Source organism: Lutibacter citreus, assembly GCF_003260195.1.
Classification (GTDB): domain Bacteria; phylum Bacteroidota; class Bacteroidia; order Flavobacteriales; family Flavobacteriaceae; genus Lutibacter; species Lutibacter citreus.
In genome coordinates this window covers 158951-177570 of record NZ_QEIH01000005.1, presented here as the reverse complement: position 1 = coordinate 177570, position 18620 = coordinate 158951, and the positions used below count along the sequence as shown (strand labels likewise).

Below are 18620 nucleotides of genomic sequence, written 5' to 3'. Positions count from 1 at the left end.
ACTTTGTTTTTTATTCTACTCTAATTTCTTCTATTTCCCAAGAACCTGAAGCAACATCAGAAGCTGGCTCCAATGCAATTTGCATTAATCTATTATTTATTTCTTTAAACTGATTTAATTCAATAGTGTATGTTTTAAATTCTGTATCATTTGAAGAAATAGGAGTAGTTATCCATTGTTGTTTTGCCCAATTAACTGGCTTTGTACCAACAGTCCAAAAACCATCTTCTTTTTCGTCTCTGGTATATATTGAGAATTTCATTTCTTTGGCAGCACTTTTATTTTTAACTTTAAAAGTAACCTTAGAACATAATCTAGTATCTGTATATAACCAAGGAGCACTTCTTATAACAGCATTTTTTGCTGAAATAGTTCCTGTTAATTTTCCATCTTTAAATTCAGCTGAAGTTCCATTTAAAGCTTTCCAGCCCATTGTACTATTTTTAAACTCAAATGGTCTTCCTGGCTCTGGGTACATTCTATCATCATTAGGAATTATAATAGTTCCATCTTCATTAAAATCAACAGGTTTTAAACTAGCTCCACGATAAAAAGCACTTATATCATGATTTTCTTGTAAAACATATTTTTGTCCTTTCCAATCAAAAAAACTGGTGTGTCCACCTCTTAAAAAAGCTCCTTGAAATTCATATGGACCATATAAATTTTTAGACATTGAATATCTACTTCCATAAACTAAATAATACCAATCATTACGCTTAAACAATGTAGGCTTGTCTTCAGCTTTTAATTTATTTCCTTTTTTATCTTTTATAATAATTTCCTTTGGTTCAGAATCTAAAGACTTCATGTCTTTTGCCAACGTTGCCATATAGTAAGTATTTACACCAAAACATATAGTATACACATCATTTTCAATAAATATTTCAGGATCGTAAGGATGAACAGGCACAATTCCTTTAGGTAATAAAGGTTTCCCTAATAAATCTTTATATTCTCCCGTTATTTCATTGGCAACCATTACACCTGTATCAATATTTCTGTTAGAAAAGAACCAATAATATTTCCCATCTCTTTCGCAAATATCACCAGCCCAACAATTTGGCTTATCTCCTATATAAGTATCTTGAGGCAATAAATTTCTATGAAATTCCCAATTAACTAAATCTGAAGTAGACCAAAGTTCCCATCTATCCATTGGAAATGAAGAGGTTGCATCCCAAGATTTATCGTGACCACATATTATATAAACTCTATCATTTTCAACCCAAGCATGTGGATCTGCCATACCATGTTCAGGAACAATTACATCAACTTTTATTGGTTCATGTTTTTTTATTGAAGCAACTACTTCTTTCTTTTTTTGAACTTCGGAACAACTTATAAGTACAATTATAATAAGTGCTAGAATTGAAATTTGTTTAATTGGTAGTTTCATTTTAAATCTATTTTTGATGTTATTCTATTTCATTTTTTGTAAAGAAAACTTGTCTTCCATTCTCAAGAAATATATTCTCTCCTTTCAATTCAATGTTTCCTTTTAATCTAATATCAGTACAAGAAGCACCAATTTTAAATTCGTAATTACCCTTTTCAACAATCCATTTATTGTTTTTGTATTGTGCTAATTGCTGAGGCGAAAAATTAAAGATTAACCTTTTTACTTCTCCTGCTTTTAATGAAATTCGTTGAAAACCTTTTAATTGAATTGGTTTCATTACTGAATTTAAATTAACTGGAGACATATACAATTGTACAATTTCATCTCCATCAATTTCACTTGTATTTTTAACATTTAATGAAATAGAAAAACGATTATCTAATATTGAAATTTTAGATTTCATTTTAAAATTTGAGTATTCAAAAGTTGAATATGACAATCCATATCCAAACGGATATTGAATCAATTCTTCATTTTGATAGCCATCTTTATAATTGATTTCAACTTTTTCTTCAGTTTTTGGATAAGAAACACATAGTTTCCCTGAAGGGTTTACATTTCCTAACAATATATCAGTAATTGCATTTCCACCTTCTTCACCCGGAAACCAAGCTTGAATAATAGCTGCACATCTTCCTTCTAACTTACTTATAACTTCTTGTCTTCCACTTAACATAACCAAAATAACTGGCTTTCCTGTTGCAATTAGTTTTTCAACAAAAGCTTCTTGTTGACCAGGTAAAGCAATACCTTTTCTCCATCTTCCTTCTCCATTTAAATACAAATTTTCACCCATTGCCGCGATAATTACATCGCTTTCTTTGGTAATTTTTAATGCATTCTGTAAATCTGGTTGAGGCTGTCCTTTAATGGTTAAAAGTTTTAATTTTTCAATTCTACTATCACCAAAACTCTTGGTATCTATTTTTGCTTCCAATTCCGCACTCCAATCACATCCGCGCTCATAAGACAATTGAACATTTTTACCCAATTTACTTTCTAAGCCTTCTTTAAGTGTAACTAATTTTGGATTGTTAACGTCAAACTCTGATTGTTTCCAAAAAGCACGCATTCCTTGATAGGTATAATCACCTAACAAACCATGAACAGAAGCAGCATTTGGACCAACTAAAGCTATTTTTTTTATATCTTTTTTTAATGGTAGAATTCCATTATTTTTAAGAAGAACAATAGACTGACTTGCTGTTTGATATGCTAATTTTCTATTCTCAGGAGCATCAAAATCTAATTCCCCATCTTTTCCGAAAATAGGATTTTCATCTAATAAACCTAAACGTGCTTTCATTATTAAAGAACGTTTTACAGCTGTATTAATCTGCTCTGCCGTAACGTGTCCTTGCTCTAATGCTATATCTAATTTTGGATACATGGTTGGTGAAGACAATTCAATATCAACACCAGCATTTAAAGCCATTGCTCCTGCCATAACTGAATCTTTTGCAACTTTATATTTTTTATAAAGCATATTAATTGATCCATAATCACTAACAATTAATCCGTCAAAACCAATTTCTCTGCGAAGCATTTGCTCCAACATAATTTGATTAGCAACTACCGGAATTGTTTTATAAACACCGTAAGACGGCATTACACTTTTAGCTCCACCAATTTTAATACAAGCTTCATGAGGCATTAAATATTCTTCATATAATTCTTTCGAATTATTGTTAGCTGTTCCATAACCTGCAAAATGTTTTACAGTTGCTGCCACACCCGTTTTTAAATCACTCCCTTGCAATCCTTTAACAAAAGACACCCCCATTATTGAAGTTAAATATGCATCTTCCCCATAACTTTCTTGATGTCTATTAAAATGTGCAGATCTACTAATGTCAAGCATTGGTGATAGCGCAAATGTTGCTCCTGCAGCCCTCATACTTTTAGCAGTTGAAGCAGTGTTTTTACTAACCAAATCCGGATTCCAAGTACAACCAACACCAATTTGTTGAGGAAACGTAGTAGCTCCTTTTGTTGCAAAACCTGTAATTGCTTCTTCATGAAAAATTGCAGGAATTTTCAATCTTGTTTCTGTAACTAATAAGTGTTGAATTTCACGAACTAAATCTCTTAATTCATTTGGTTCTAGATCTTGACCCGAAGAAAACTGACAAAAATGCCCAATTCCATATGGAATATGTTCTTTAAACTTTTCTAATGAAATTTTTCCATCAACCATAATATCTCTAATACGTGTTCCTTGTATTTGAGCTAATTTTTCATCCATTGTCATTTTAGACATTATAGATTCTACTTTAGAATCAATTTCTGAAGTAGAAAATGGTATTGGTTTGGCAATTTCAGTAACTTTATTTTTAACCGTGTTACACGCTAAAAATGAAGTTAATATTATGAATGATATTGTTTTTGAAAATTTCATTTAAGTCTTGTTTTTTATTCAATCTAGAGTCCTTATCACTGTAAAAGGCGTCTTTCTGAACTTGTTTCAGAATTTCATCATACTGGTTACTAATCACTATGAGAACCTGAAACAAGTTTAGGTTGAAGAAAATTTTATTTTTTAATATTTGAATAGTCTTTTCCTCTAATTGCTTCAAATTCAGCCAATAATTTTTTCACCATTTTAGGATTAGATGGTGCTAAATTGTTAGTTTGACCAACATCTTTCTTTAAATTATACAATTGAAATTCTCTGTCAACTCCTGTTTCCACTAAAGAATGCCAGCTCAATTTCTCCCCTTTATAAGGAGGAATTAATACCCAATCTCCTTTTCTGTAAGAAGTTTTACCTCCTGCTTCAAGTACAATATTCTCACGCCCTTTTTTACTTTTCCCTAATAAAGCTGGTAGCATATTTTCGCTATCACTCATATCTGCTTTCTCATTAACCAATTTTGCAAAAGAAGCCAATAAATCAACCTGACAAACTAAAGCTTTTGATTCTTTTGGTTTAATAGTCCCTTTCCAATATACCATAAAAGGTACACGAGTACCAGCATCAAACAAACTGTATTTACCTCCACGTAATTTTCCTGCAGGTGCATGTTTTCCTAATTTTTCAATAGCATCATCAAAATAACCATCTTGCAAAACTGGTCCATTATCGCTTGAAAAAACAATTAATGTATTTTCTAAAACACCTTCTTCTTTTAAAGTTTTCATAAACTCTCCAATACACCAATCTGCTTCCAAAATTACATCACCACGAGGTCCTAATTTAGATTTACCTACAAAACGTGGGTTTGGAGTACGCGGTACGTGTGGTTGTTGCAATGCATAGTATAAAAAGAATGGTTTGCTTTTATGAGTACGAACATACGCTTGAGCTTTTTCTAAAAAATGATCAGCCATGTCTACATCACTCCATTTTGCAGCTTCTCCACCTTTCATATAGCCAATTCTTGGAATTCCGTTTACAATACTGTTATTGTGACCGTGATGCCATTTCATTGTAGTTAATTCTGGATTGTCTAATCCCGTTGGTTCACCATCAAAATTCTTTTTATAGCTAACAAAAACAGGATCTTTTGGGTCAAGTCCATCAATAAATCCATCTTTTATATAAACCGTAGGCGTACGATCTTGAGTTGCTGCTAAAATATACGCATCATCAAAACCAACTTCATTTGGACCAGGAGTAATATGTTCATTCCAATTTACATTTCCAGAACCCAAACCTAAATGCCATTTACCAACAATAGCAGTTTGATACCCTGCTCTTTTAAGCATTTTTGGTAATGTTTCCTGTTTTGTTGAAATAATTAATGGTGCAGAACCCGGAAGAATTCTTGCTTTTGCGTTTCTCCAAGGATATACTCCTGTTAATAAACCATAACGACTTGGAGTACAAGTTGCTGAAGTTGCATAACCATTAGTGAATTTCACACCTTCATTTGCAAAAACATCAATATTTGGAGTTTGTAATTCTGTTGCCCCATAAGAACTTATATCTCCGTATCCTAAATCATCTAAATAAATTACAACAATATTTGGTTTAGCTTCAACTCCGCTTAGAGCTTTCTTATTTTGTGCTTGTACTGATAACAATCCTAAAAATAATAGGAATGTGAAAATATTTTTTAATTTCATGTGTCTTTTTTTATTTTTAATAGGGTAGATCTCGCGTTCGCTATTAGTCTTTTCTTTAGTTATTAAATTTAAGCAAGCTCGTTTCATCTTATAAATTTTAATTCTTTTTTGATTCTAAATTTCTAATAATTAATATTGCATCGGCTTCATTTCTCCAAGGACGCCAATCCCAAAAGCCATATTTATGTTTAAATACTAGCTTTTCTTCTTTTGTAAATTCTCCTGTTAATGTATTAAACCATTGCCACGTAGCGTTTTCATAATTAAACTCAGTATTAAGCATTCGTTTTATATCATCTGAATGCACTTCCTTTGGGAAATACTGCAATACAACACCGTCTTTAGAATTGGATAATGTATACGATCTCGGATTGTACTTGGTTACTGGTTCAAAGTTTTCGAAATTCACTGTATCAAACAGTTTTCTCATATTTTTGAAATAGTCAAATCGAGGTTTTATAACTCCTTCAGGTTGTTCAAACGGATTATGAATTATGGCATTCCAAGATGCCGCCTGCCAATAATAGGTTGTGTAAACTCCTGCAAATAAACATTCATAATTTCTTCTTAAACATTCTTCTGCATTAGAGAACCCTCCAGGAAAAACATTGTAAGGAGATTCTTCATACCCTCCATGTTCAATATTGAATACTGGTTTATCTGGAAAAAGGTTATAAACTTTTAACATGCTTTCGTGAAGTGATAATTTCCAATCTTGTGTAGAAATAAAATCAACTTGGTCTTTATGATTTTTACAAAAACCAAAATCATGTATTGATACTAATCGATTGAAGGCATCTAACTTTCTGGTTCTATCTATACGTTCTTCAAGATGCTGCACAATATTTTTATTTTGTGCAACAGCAATTTTACTAGCTGCTTCTTTAGAAACATCCCAAATCATATTTGGAAAAGCTTGGTATCTCTTAATAATGTGATCATAATACATATTATCTGCATCTGAACCTGCTTTTGGCCAAACAACACGCTTGTTCCAAACATAAATCATTAAATGACTTACAATTTCTTTATCGTGCATTCCGGCAATTACCTTATCAAAATGCTTGAAAAAATCGTAATTTAAATCTGAATAATCAGGATTAGAGTTAGATCCTAAAAAAGGAAAAATATCTTCTCTTGCACCGTAATCATGTTGCGGATTCTCTTTTAATTGTTCATCCTTCACCCAATCTACATCTGGATCATAAGCATACACATTCATAACTATTTGATTGAATCCATTTTGGTTTATTAAATTTAAAAGGTGCTTTGTTTTAGCAATCTCTTTTTGACCATAATCCAACGCAAACAACCAATCGCATTCAAATGCTAGATTAAAATAGTGCGAACCATCTTCATAATAAAAATGTCTTTTATCATCATCGTTTTTTACAATTCCACCGTGTCGTTCTTTTTTCTTATTTTCTGAAATAGTGAATTTCCCTTTTTTCCCGTTTAGGTCTCTAATCTTAGACTTTAAAACAAATGTTTTTGTGCCAATTACTGAACTTGAAAAACGAAATACCCATTCCTTATTTCCATTATAAAACAATGGTATTTTTTGTATACCATCAGATCCTTTTACAACAGCAAAAACATTTTCAAGATGTGGAGATTTAATTTCCTTCCTCGTTTTAAATACCAAATCATTTACTTCCCATTGAACAGTTTTAATAGCTTTATTTGCTTTTGTGTTTTCATAAACTTTAATTTGTGCAAAACTTGTTTGCACAAAAACCAAAGCGAATAATAAGATGAAAAATATTTTTTTCATTAGATCTGTTTTTTATTTCAGTTGAATAATCATTTCCTGAGGCACAGCTGCACCAAGTTTTATGCTTAATTCTCCTGGAGAAGAATTCCCTACTACAACATTATATTTTCCTTTTCTCCATACTTTTTCACCTTCTTCATTATACACTTTTAAATCTTCTGGTTTAATAGAAAAAGAAATCATTTTAGCCGTTCCTTTAGCCAAAGAAATTCGTTTAAATGCTTTTAAACTTTTCATTGGAATTCCACCTGAAATATCTTCTGGACAAATATATAGTTGAACAACTTCATCAATATTAAAATCACCAGTATTGGCAACTTCTACATTAACTTCAAGAGCATCTTTTACTTTCAACTTTTCAGCGTTTAAAGTCATGTTTTTAAATTCAGTTTTAGAATATGTTAACCCAAATCCAAATGGAAACATAGGTTCTTTTGTCATATACTTATAGGTACGCCCTTTCATAGAGTATGCATCATAAGACGGCAATTGAGCTACATTTTTAGGAAACGTTATAGGCAAACGTGCAGAAGGTGAAATTTTTCCAAATAATATATCTGCAACAGCATTACCACCTTGTTCCCCTGGATACCACATTTGAAGAATAGCATCACAGTGTTCCTCAATTCCTTCCAAAGAAACCGGCCCTCCACTTGCTATTACCAATATTAAAGGACTATCACCTTTCTTTTCAATTAATTGATGAATATATCTTATTTGATTTTCAGGCAATTTTAAATCTACTTTATCGCCACTATGAGTTGAAGCTATTGCATCTACCGACTCCCCTTCTAAATACCTTGTTGTCCCAACAACACATATTGTAACATCTGCTTCAGCTGCTACATTTGGCGCCCAATTTTTAGGGTTTGGATTAATTTGAAAAGGTAAAGCTCCTGTTCTATAATTTAGTGAACTACCTTTAGAAACAGCTCCTGTAACTCCTTCCATTATTGAAACTAACCCTGTGCTAACTCCATAATAACTTCCCATTAAAACATCATTTGAATTTGCAAAAGGACCTGTTATATAAGGAATTTTTATTTTTGGTGATAATGGTAATACATTGTTTTTATTTTTTAATAATACTATTGATTTCTGAGCAACTTCTCTTGCCAAAGCAACGTGCTCTGCACTGTGAATTTGATCAGGACCAATTTTAGTGTATTTATGATTATTATCTTCATCAAATAAACCTAAACGAAAACGGGTTTTAAATAACTGAACCACTCTTTTATGAATCAATTCTTCGGTAATCATTCCTTTTTCAACTGCCGTTTTTAATTGCTTATAAGTTCCACCACAATTTAAATTCACTCCCGCTTTTAAAGCTAACTCAGCAGCCTCAAGACTTGATTTCACATAACCTTGGTTTCCTGCAGCACCGCTTATGGCTCCACAATCTGAAGTTACATACCCATCAAATTTCCAGTTATCTCTTAATGTTTCTTTTATCAAAAACTCACTAGTACAAGAAGGTTTTCCAAATACCATATTATAAGCAGTCATAACTCCTTCAACTTTAGCTTCAGTAACTAATGCTTTAAATGGAGGGAAATACGTTTCATAAAGATCTTGCTTAGAAACTTCAACATTAAATTTAAGCTTATTATGTTCCGGGCCAGAATGCATTACAAAATGCTTAGCACAGGCTGCAGCTTTTAACATATTAGGGTCATTTCCTTGTAAACCGTTTACATATGCAACCCCAATTTTAGACATTAAGAATGGATCTTCTCCATAACATTCCTGACCACGACCATATCTTGGATCACGGAACAAATTTACTGTTGGTGACCAAAAGGTTAATCCTGCATATTTACTATGGTTTCCCATACTTTGAGCAATAGTGAATTTAGCTCTTGCTTCTGTTGAAATTGCATCTGCCACTTTTTCGATTAACTCAGGATCAAAAGTAGCTCCAAATCCTATAGCCTGTGGGAAAATTGTAGCCTCTCCATTACGTGCAACCCCATGCAAAGCTTCACTCCACCAATTATAATCTGGTACTTTTAGCCTTGAAATTTCATTTGCATAATGCGTCATTTGTCCTATCTTTTCATCCAAAGTCATTTGAGAAACTAATAATTCAGCTCTAACTTCAACCGGTAAATCCTTTTTTAGATAAGAAAAGTCTACTTCTTGTGCTTTTACTAATAAAGGACCTAAAATTAGAAGTAATAAAACTAAATTTCTAGTGTAAATTCTGTTTTTCATTTTTTAAATATTTGCAATCAATTAGTATTTTATTTTTCTGTAATTAAATAACCTTCTTTTGTTCCATTTAAATAAGCTACATACCAACCACAGCCCCAAGCTGCACTCCAAATAACATTTTCATTATAAGGATCTGGTTTTACATCAACCATTTTATCTTGTTGACCTAAACCTTTATTTATTTTAGTCCAATTTTCACCATCATCTTTTGAAAGGTAAATACCCGGATTCATAAAATTATGAGCCATACTTACTATTTGCCCAGGAACATTAACTACTATTAATTTTGAATTTACAGGTGAAGTTTCAGCCTGCCAAACATAAGGCGCTTTAAAAATTTGCTCCCAAGATTCTCCTCCATTTTTACTTCTCCAAACACCTCCTTCTTCATAAGTACCTGTTCTTCTACCTGTACTAATTAAAATGTCTTTTGTATTTCTGTCTATAAAAACATTGTTCACCGATTTTATTACAGAAGGAATTAATACTCTTTCCCAATTACTACCTTTATTTGTTGATTTGTACAGTCCTCCATTATCATCATTTAAAGCAGCATACAAAGTTTCTGGATTGCTTGGGTCCATAGCAATTCTTCTAACGCTCATATTTTTATGAAAACCATTATTACTCAATTCCCATGTATAGCCTCCATCAAAAGATCTGTAAAAACCATAACCTCCTTTTGTTAATGGTTCTGCTGGTGAACCACTTATTTCTGAAATTTTTACCGAAGTAGCACAGAAATACATATTATTTGGATTCACTGGATCTATAATTAATGAGTTTTGCGGAGCTAAATTTTGCCAAGAACCGTTAGCTCCTTCAAAAATTGTAGCAATAGTGCTCCATGTTTTCCCACCATCAGTAGTTTTACGCAATTTACCTCTATGTTCCTGACGCCAAGCTAAAAAATAAATAGTATTTGAATCATTTGGATGCACAGCAACCGTAGATATTGAATGAGCTCCGTGATTTCCACTATGATCATTTACTTGCCCTTCTATTTGTTCAACAGCAACTGCTTGTTTATCTGGCCAACCATCCAAATCGGTAGTTTGCCATAAACCGTGTTCTCCACTGCACAATAATCTTCTTTCTGGAATTCCTGTTTCAAGCAACATAAATCTTCCTGGTAAATTACTATCTCCGCAACCTATCCATTTTCCACTTCCTTTTGAAGTTTCATAATCGTCTATCTGAGGCCAAGTTACTCCTCCATCTGTAGATCTTTGTGTTTGTTGACCAACACCTATAATAACATCTCCTTTTGAATTTATTGCTAATACTCTATTTCCAAATTGTGTTTCACTTTGTTCTTCATAAGCACGAGCAACGTGAGAAAACTCAACATTTGCTCCTATAGGATTTCCTTTATTTTCCCAATAAGCTTTATCTATTTTATTTAACCAATATTCACCTGCACGTGCGCAAATTACCCAATTTTTTCCACCATTTTCAGTTTTCCAAGCTTCTCCAGGTCCAAAACTTCTATCGTGACGTTGATTTGCAACTATATAAATTTCATTTTTATTAATAGGGTTTACAACTATTTTATTAAAAGCTGAATAGGTATTCTTAGGGAATATTGGGTATAGTTTTTTTGAATCCTCTCCTAAAAAGAAGCTCAATGCTTTGTGATAATTATTTTTATGTGCTCCGTAATTTATTTTGTTGAAATTCACACCTAAATCTCCAGTAATGCTTACCCAATTTTTACCACCATCAACACTTTTATAAATTCCGCCTTTAGTTGAAATACTTTTTTCTTTTGGCTCGTAAATTGTTTGTTCCACTAAATATAGCACAAACTCTTTAGTTTTTTTATTGTAATAAGAAGTTAAATCTCTAGGTATATTATTTGGTAAACCTTTTACTATACTTTCCCAAGACAAACCACCGTCAAAACTATGCAGTAAACCAATATTAGCTGCCATAATAACATTATTATTGTTATTTGGATCTATTATAATTTTTCCTACATCAGTATTTTTTGGTAAACCATTTGTAATCTTTTTCCAAGATTTTCCTTTATCTATAGATTTATAAATATATCCGTAAGATGCATATTTTAAAACAGTACCATATGGATTTGCTTTTGTTCTTTTATTATTTTTTACATTCCAGAAATCACCTGCACCCACATACCAAATATTTTCATTTGTAGGATCAACAGCTAATTCACTATGGCGAGTTCCTTCTTGTTCGTAATACCAACCTTTTTCAAAAGAATTTAAATCATTAGGATCTATACCTACTTCCTTATAGCTTTTACCCAATTCTTCTGTTTTAGTCCAAGAATGACCTCTATCTGTAGTTTCATAAACCCAACCATTCCAATCTAAAGCCATTCCAAAATCAGCATTTTGCATTGAAAACTCTATGTCTAAAACTCGTTTCATTTCAAGCCCTAAACCATCAGAGTCCTTAATTGTTTGCCAAGTTTTTCCATTGTCCCAAGTTCCGTATGCAACATGCATATCTGGCCCCATAAACATCACATTTGAATCTGTTGGGTGACACCAAAACTCTTCGTTATAACCAGACATTCCTGGTCCAAAGTTCTTCCATTCAATACTTTGATCAGATTGTAACTTCTCAGTTCTTAACTTACTAAAAAAGGTTTCTTTAGCTTTAATTGTATCTTGATTACAACTAACAATAAATGAAGCTGTAAGAACTAAACTGAAAAGAATGTTGATTTTTTTCATATTGAATTATTTAATAATTGCTTTAAACCAACCACTTCCCCAAGCAGCACTCCAAATAATATTTTCGTTATATGGATCAAATTTTAAATCTACCATTTTATCTGGCTGACCAATACCTTTATTAATTTTAGCCCAACTTTTTCCACCATCCTTTGTTAAATAAATTCCTGGATTTTTAAATTGATCAAATTTTGTTTCAACTTGAGCAGGTACATTTACCATAATAAATTTTGAATTTATTGGAGAAACTTCTGTTTGCCATACATAAGGAGCTTTAAAGAACTTTGTCCAAGTTTTACCGTTGTTTGTACTTTTCCAAACACCTCCAGTTTCAATAGAACCAACTCTATATCCCGCAGACAAATACATATCTTTTGTATTTCTATCAATAAAAATGTTGTTTACACCTTCTATTTCCGAAGGAATATTCATCTTCTTCCAAGATTTAGCTTTATTAGTTGAAATATATAAACCAGAAGGTTCTTTAGCTCCTTTCTTGTTTAAACAAGCATACAATATTTCTGAATTGTCTGGGTGCATTTTTATTCTTCTTACACTTGCTTTTTCTGGTAAACCATTGTTATGAAGACTCCAAGTAATTCCAGCATCCGTAGATTTATATACGCCATAACCTCCTTTTGTTAGCACATTTTCATTTACAGAACTACCAACTTCAGAAATTGGTTTTCTAATTGAAGTGAAATACATATTATTTGGATCTTTAGGATCTATTGTTAAATTGTAAGTCATTGCTAATCCTTGATGTGGACTATTTTTTCCTTCAAAAATTGTTGAAATATTCTTCCACGTTTTTCCTCCATCCGTAGTTCTTCGAAGTTTCCCTCTATGCTCTTGTCTCCAAGATAAAATATAAATTGTATTTGGATCATTTGGATGAACAGCTACTGTAGATATTGAGTGTGCTCCGTGATTCCCACTATGATCGTGCACCTGCCCTTCAATTTGCGTAACTGCAACTGCATCTTTATCTGGATAATCACCTAAATCGGCTGTTTGCCATAAACCGTGCTCTCCAGAACATAATAAGTATCGGTCTTTAATTCCTGTCTCCAACAACATAAACCTTCCTGGTAAATTACTATCACCACGACCAACCCAAGCATTACTGCCAGGTTTTGTTTCATAATCATCAATTTGTTGCCAAGAGTTTCCTTTATCATTAGAACGCTGAGTTTGTTGCCCAACTCCAATAAATACTTCTCCTATTGAATTAATGGCTAACATTCTGTTTCCAAATCTAGTTTCACTTTGTTCTTCATAAGAACGACCAACGTGAGAAAATTCAACATTAGCTCCTGTTGGATTACCTTTACTTTCCCAATATGCTTTATCTTTTTTATTTAACCAGTATTCACCAGAACGTGCAGTAATTACCCACGTTTTCCCTCCATCTTCAGTTTTCCAAGCATCTCCAGGTCCAAAACTTTTATCGTGGCGTTGGTTAGCTACTAAGTAAATTTCATTTTTGTTTATAGGATTAACTACTATTCTATTAAATTCTGAATATGTATTCTCAGGAAATTGAGGATATAGTTTTTTTGAATTTTCACCTAAAAAATAACTTAATACTTTATGATAATTATTTCTATGTGAACCATCTTTAATTTCATTAAAATTCACACCTAAATTACCCGTAATGTTTTCCCAACTTTCGCCATTGTTTGTGCTTTTATAAACACCTCCTTTTGTTGAAATAGTTTTACCTTTTGGCTCGTAAATAGTTTGTTCTACTAAATACAAAACAAACTCTTTAGTTTTTGTATTGTAATAAGAAGTAAAATCTCGAGGTAAATTATTTGGTAATCCTTTACCACTTGGTTTCCAGTCTTCACCTTCATTATTGCTTACAAAAACTCCATAATTAGTTGCAATAAAAAGTTGTTTAGGATTTTTTGGATTGAAAATAACACGAGCAACATCTAAATCTTTTGAAATATTAGTTGCTACTTTTTTCCAAGATTTTCCGTGGTTGGTAGTTTTTAAAACATATCCGTATTTTGCTCTTGGGTGTATCTTTCCATGTATATTTTTTATAGATCTATGGTTTTCTTTCACATTCCAAAAATCTCCAGCTCCTACAAACCAAATATCATCGTTTGTTGGATGTATTGCTATTTGAGTATGTACATTTGTTCCGTATTTAGTAGCACCTGGAATTGTATAAATTAAACTCCAAGATCCTCCTCTATTGGTTGTTTCAAATATTTTTCCTTTTCGTTCTAAAGCAAGTCCAAAATCAGGATTTTTAGTTGAAAATTCAATATCGAGTACACGTTCTAAACCTTTTCCAAAACCATCACTATCTTTTATTGTTTGCCAAGATTTTCCGTTATCCCAACTTCCATATGCAACATGCATATCTGGGCCCATAAACATGACGTTTTTATCTGTTGGATGACACCAAAATTCTTCATTATAACCAGACATCCCAGGTCCAAAATTTTTCCATTCAATAGATGAATTTGACGTGATTTTTTCTTTTTTTATTTTTTTAAAAAAAGCTTTATCAATTTGAGATGTAGCTAAAAAGGGAATTAAAAGAATTAAATAATAAAGTTTTCTCATTTTTAAATATATTTGATGACACAATTTAACTTGATTTATTAAACAAATAGGTGCTTAATGTTTATTATACTATAACAAATCACTATATTTGAGGTTAATTAAACAGTTTAAAAACCGTTATTTAAACATAGTTAATAATCTTATTATCAGTAGAATATCAATAAAAATAATGAAAGGTAATTTCGATTTTCAAGAAATAGAAAAAGCATTTAAAAAGATAAAATCTGACCGTATTTTTAAACGATCCTCTATATTAGAACGTGTTTTAAAATATCTAATTGATCAAGCAGTTGAAGGCAAAGATGTAAAAGAACAAACTATTGCTATAAAGCTTTGGGGCAAAAATTATGATGTAGAAAAAAACAGTAGTAAGGTTCGTGTTTACGTTTATAATCTTAGAAAAAAATTAGCAGAATATTATAAAGGACCAGGGGCAAATGACCCTCTTAAATTTCATATTGAAAAAGGACAATACAATTTAGCTTTTCAAGATAATAGAATTGAAGAAAAAAAAGAGACTACTTTAAAAACACATATAAATTTTCGGGTTCCGATTAAACCAGTTTTAATTGCTCTAGGAATTATTGCTATCGCTTTAGTCACTTTTTTCGGCATTAAAAACAACGAAGAAACTTATTTATGGAAACCTTATTTAACAAAAAATAATTCGCTGTGTATAATTGCTGATAAATTTATTGTTTCTGATAGAACATCTAAAATAAATTCTCATTTTGCAATGTACCCCGATATTATTAGTACTAGTACTTTTGAAAAGTATGAAAAAAAATATCCCAATTTATCTATTAAAGAGACTAGTTTTACAATAATGACTAAAATGGCACCATTTGGCATTCATTATTTAGACCAATGGTTTCAAAAATTTGATAGTAATTTTGATCTTGAATTAGAGAGCCAAATTCAATATTCTGATTACGCAGATAAAAATATAATTTATATTGGTCAATCAAAATATATGACCACAAGTAAATCTATCTTTTTAAAAAACAGTAAAGTTTTTAAGGCTGAAATTGATGGTTATACTTATAAAAAAGATAATAAAACAAAACACTATGTACCAAATATTGGCAAGGTAGATTATAAAGAATACACTATGGTTTCTTACCAAAAATTAGACAATGGTAACTATTCTCTATTTTTTGCTTCAAATCACGATATTGGTGTTATTGCAACTTTAAAAATGTTTACTTCAAAAGAAAAATTGAAAGAATTTTATAAAAAAATACCCAAACCAGATTCAGAATTTAATGCCTTATTTGAAGTAAATGGCTTAAAACGAAATGTTATGGATTGTGAATTAATTGAATTAGAAATTATAGAATAATAGTTTACATTTTCAGCAATTATCCAATATGAAATATTGAATTATTTAATATTAAAACCTATAACCAATTCTTAAATGTAAGTTTATAGTAACATCACTATCATCAATTAAAATAAAATTGTGTTCTTCAAAATAGTGAACATAACCAATTCCGAAACCAGTTTCAAAATTTAAATGATTTCCAATATTTCTTCTAATACCCCATGTAGGAATTATGGAAATATCACTGATGAAATTTATATTATCTTCATTTGAAATTATAAACCAATCTGGATGATAGGTTGTTTTTAGTGCTATAAAATTTCCACTATTTCCGTCTATACGTTTAGATTTATTTTCTCGTTTTTTTAAATTGTAATACCAACGAGGTTCTAAAGTAATAGTTGGCACTAAAATAAAACCAGCTTTATCATAAATATTATTTTCAAAAACACCTGTATCAAACCCAACTTCACTTCTTAATGCAAATTGATTTGATAATTTAGATTCATTATGAACCCAAATTCCTAAAAAACCAGTTTGAACTCCAAAAATTGACTTTTCTACACTTGTATTTTGAGATTTAACAATTAAAGTAAATAGGCATATTGTAAGTGTAACTAAAATCTTGTTCATTTAATAGTTTTTAAAATTTGGAAAGGAAAATCAAAAATCACACCAAATTTATGTTATTATTTAATTATTCTTTATTTCATCTAAAATTTGATTAACTCTTGTAAGATCTTCTTGTGACACTTGTAATTCAACATCGAATGTTGCCATATGGGTCATTATTTGAGTAGTAAATTCATTTTTCAAATAGCATTTTATTCCTTCAGACTCTAGCTTACTTTTTAAAACCAATAATTCAGTTTCTATATGCGATCTTTTAATTGTTACTAAACTCATAATTTTTTGATTAATTATTTCATTATTCCCTCTAAAATTTGAAGGAATTAAATCTATTCCTTTTTTTTCTGCTGCTTTTAATAAAAAAGGTATTAATAGTGTGGCTCCTGGTATTAAAATAAAAGGCACTCCAATTCCTAGAATTTTAAAAACATCATAAACTTGAGTTTTTAAATGCTTCTCTTCATCTTTAGTTATTTTTTGATTTGAGATAAATTTAACTATAATTCGAGATGTTTCTTTAGAATCAGTTGCCTCATTTTTTAATCCAACTAAAAAACCAGTAAGAGCCTTCGCTGCTTTATACCTATTTCTTTTAACAACATGAACAAACTCAACCTTTCCGTTGTTTTCAAACATCGTTAAATCTAATTTAATAAATGGTTTTTTATCGTTCATAAATAATAGTCATTGGGCTAATATACTATTTTATTTAAAATGAATTTAGCTTTTAAAAATCATCTATAAAAACCTTTCAAATATTGTATTATTAACTTAAGAAACTATAACAATTTAATAAAAAAAACACGAGAAATAAAAATTACCTCCCGTGTTTTAGATTTATACTTTATAAGTAGTAATTAAATTCCTACTCTCCAAATCTGAGATTTGTTTGATTTAACCATTTCTCTCCAATCCTTTAAAAAATCCTCCCAAGAATTTGGTTCTTTATACATTTCTTTAAATGTTTTCATAAATTCACTATCTTCATCCAACTCTGCCCAATTATTCTGTTCAAAAATAATGGCTTTATCTCTTCCATTATTTTCTTTTAATAAGTTATTGTAAACTCTATATTCATTACCGTTTTTTATATGAACTTTTTTAACCATATCCAATAACCTTGAAAAGAAATGTTCATTTTCTTTTTCAATTTCCATAATCCAAATCTCTATAAGTTTAGGTTTAGATTCTCCAGAATAAACAGATACTTCTGGTAAAAATTTCCAATATTCACTTCTACCATATTTTTCAATTGTAGGTGAAACATTTTTATCCCAATGACTGCTATGAGCATCATCTTTTGGTCTATTATCCAAATCTGAAAACATACAAGGTCCCATTGCCCAAACATACCAACCTGTTTCTTCACCAGTTAATATTTGGTCTAATCCGGCTTTGTAAGGTCCTGTTTTATGATATTTTTCATTGTGACCTTTTACCGCATCCTCAAATGCTTTCTCCATTCCAATTTTAGGCAGCATATAAGTAATTTCTGCCATTTTGTAAGTTTTCTTTTCTTTTTCTTGTGCAATTGTGTTTAAATTGAAGAGCAACCCAACAATTATGAACATTGATAATACAATTTTTCTTGTTCTCATAATAAAAAGTTTTAGTTAGTAATTATATATCAGTATTTAATGATATCAAATTAACTTTTGAAGTTGAAATAAAGGAGTTTATTTAAGAAAATATTATTACTTTCAACTAAAAAAATAGGGGGTTATTACGCTAAAATTACACATAACTTATTGTAATATAGTGAAATATAAATACTTTTCAAGAAAATACTTCATTAATTTATAAAAAACACAAGTTATTATTTCGTGAATTCTACAAATAATATTGAAAACTGTATTAAGTTATTTTATGAACTATTACCTCTATTTAATCGCTTTATATTTTTAATTACAA

The 18620-nt window shown here is 30.7% G+C and carries 11 protein-coding genes; 1 reads left to right on the top strand and 10 read right to left on the bottom strand.

Features of this window, described 5'->3' with window-relative positions; translation table 11 throughout:
• Nucleotides 1-10 precede the first annotated feature (10 nt).
• The 7 genes from DAD81_RS11895 to DAD81_RS11865 all read right to left on the bottom strand — a co-directional run bounded on the left by DAD81_RS11895 (nt 11) and on the right by DAD81_RS11865 (nt 14755).
• Nucleotides 11-1399, bottom strand: coding sequence for a family 43 glycosylhydrolase (locus DAD81_RS11895; RefSeq protein WP_111708489.1), 1389 nt, complete (start codon nt 1397-1399; stop codon nt 11-13).
• Between the two features lie 19 nt (nt 1400-1418).
• The gene (locus tag DAD81_RS11890) at nt 1419-3800 is read right to left on the bottom strand and encodes a glycoside hydrolase family 3 N-terminal domain-containing protein (RefSeq protein WP_111708488.1); all 2382 of its coding nucleotides are present in this window, start codon (nt 3798-3800) and stop codon (nt 1419-1421) included.
• 134 nt (nt 3801-3934) lie between these two features.
• A complete protein-coding gene (locus tag DAD81_RS11885; RefSeq protein WP_111708738.1) occupies nt 3935-5470 on the bottom strand; it encodes a sulfatase family protein in 1536 nt (511 codons plus the stop codon).
• A 97-nt stretch (nt 5471-5567) separates the two neighbouring features.
• Nucleotides 5568-7244, bottom strand: coding sequence for an apiosidase-like domain-containing protein (locus tag DAD81_RS11880; RefSeq protein ID WP_111708487.1), 1677 nt, complete (start codon nt 7242-7244; stop codon nt 5568-5570).
• A gap of 12 nt (nt 7245-7256) precedes the next feature.
• Nucleotides 7257-9461 carry a glycoside hydrolase family 3 C-terminal domain-containing protein gene (locus DAD81_RS11875; RefSeq protein ID WP_111708486.1) on the bottom strand — a complete coding sequence of 735 codons (2205 nt, stop codon included), beginning with the start codon at nt 9459-9461 and terminating at the stop codon, nt 7257-7259.
• Nucleotides 9462-9490: 29 nt separating this feature from the next.
• Nucleotides 9491-12169 (bottom strand): VPS10 domain-containing protein, encoded by a 2679-nt coding sequence (locus DAD81_RS11870; protein ID WP_111708485.1) that lies wholly within the window; start codon nt 12167-12169, stop codon nt 9491-9493.
• Nucleotides 12170-12175: 6 nt separating this feature from the next.
• Entirely contained in the window at nt 12176-14755 is a 2580-nt protein-coding gene (locus DAD81_RS11865) for a VPS10 domain-containing protein (protein WP_111708484.1), read from the bottom strand.
• Between the two features lie 169 nt (nt 14756-14924).
• Here DAD81_RS11865 and DAD81_RS11860 point away from each other — a divergent pair, with 169 nt between their 5' ends.
• Entirely contained in the window at nt 14925-16097 is a 1173-nt protein-coding gene (locus DAD81_RS11860; RefSeq protein ID WP_111708483.1) for a helix-turn-helix domain-containing protein, read from the top strand.
• A gap of 51 nt (nt 16098-16148) precedes the next feature.
• Here DAD81_RS11860 and DAD81_RS11855 read toward each other — a convergent pair whose 3' ends face one another.
• The 3 genes from DAD81_RS11855 to DAD81_RS11845 form a co-directional block, all read right to left on the bottom strand.
• Entirely contained in the window at nt 16149-16712 is a 564-nt protein-coding gene (locus DAD81_RS11855) for a hypothetical protein (protein ID WP_111708482.1), read from the bottom strand.
• Between the two features lie 60 nt (nt 16713-16772).
• Nucleotides 16773-17384 carry a putative signal transducing protein gene (locus DAD81_RS11850; RefSeq protein WP_111708481.1) on the bottom strand — a complete coding sequence of 204 codons (612 nt, stop codon included), beginning with the start codon at nt 17382-17384 and terminating at the stop codon, nt 16773-16775.
• A gap of 182 nt (nt 17385-17566) precedes the next feature.
• A complete protein-coding gene (locus tag DAD81_RS11845) occupies nt 17567-18307 on the bottom strand; it encodes a hypothetical protein (RefSeq protein ID WP_111708480.1) in 741 nt (246 codons plus the stop codon).
• Between the last annotated feature and the right edge of the window lie 313 nt (nt 18308-18620).

What these genes read in the sequence shown, in the direction of transcription:
- DAD81_RS11845 (WP_111708480.1), bottom strand. Translation starts at nt 18,307, where the DNA reads ATGAGAACAAGAAAAATTGTATTATCAATGTTCATAATTGTTGGGTTG.
- DAD81_RS11890 (WP_111708488.1), bottom strand. Translation starts at nt 3,800, where the DNA reads ATGAAATTTTCAAAAACAATATCATTCATAATATTAACTTCATTTTTA.
- DAD81_RS11885 (WP_111708738.1), bottom strand. Translation starts at nt 5,470, where the DNA reads ATGAAATTAAAAAATATTTTCACATTCCTATTATTTTTAGGATTGTTA.
- DAD81_RS11855 (WP_111708482.1), bottom strand. Translation starts at nt 16,712, where the DNA reads ATGAACAAGATTTTAGTTACACTTACAATATGCCTATTTACTTTAATT.
- DAD81_RS11850 (WP_111708481.1), bottom strand. Translation starts at nt 17,384, where the DNA reads ATGAACGATAAAAAACCATTTATTAAATTAGATTTAACGATGTTTGAA.
- DAD81_RS11895 (WP_111708489.1), bottom strand. Translation starts at nt 1,399, where the DNA reads ATGAAACTACCAATTAAACAAATTTCAATTCTAGCACTTATTATAATT.
- DAD81_RS11880 (WP_111708487.1), bottom strand. Translation starts at nt 7,244, where the DNA reads ATGAAAAAAATATTTTTCATCTTATTATTCGCTTTGGTTTTTGTGCAA.
- DAD81_RS11860 (WP_111708483.1), top strand. Translation starts at nt 14,925, where the DNA reads ATGAAAGGTAATTTCGATTTTCAAGAAATAGAAAAAGCATTTAAAAAG.
- DAD81_RS11870 (WP_111708485.1), bottom strand. Translation starts at nt 12,169, where the DNA reads ATGAAAAAAATCAACATTCTTTTCAGTTTAGTTCTTACAGCTTCATTT.
- DAD81_RS11875 (WP_111708486.1), bottom strand. Translation starts at nt 9,461, where the DNA reads ATGAAAAACAGAATTTACACTAGAAATTTAGTTTTATTACTTCTAATT.
- DAD81_RS11865 (WP_111708484.1), bottom strand. Translation starts at nt 14,755, where the DNA reads ATGAGAAAACTTTATTATTTAATTCTTTTAATTCCCTTTTTAGCTACA.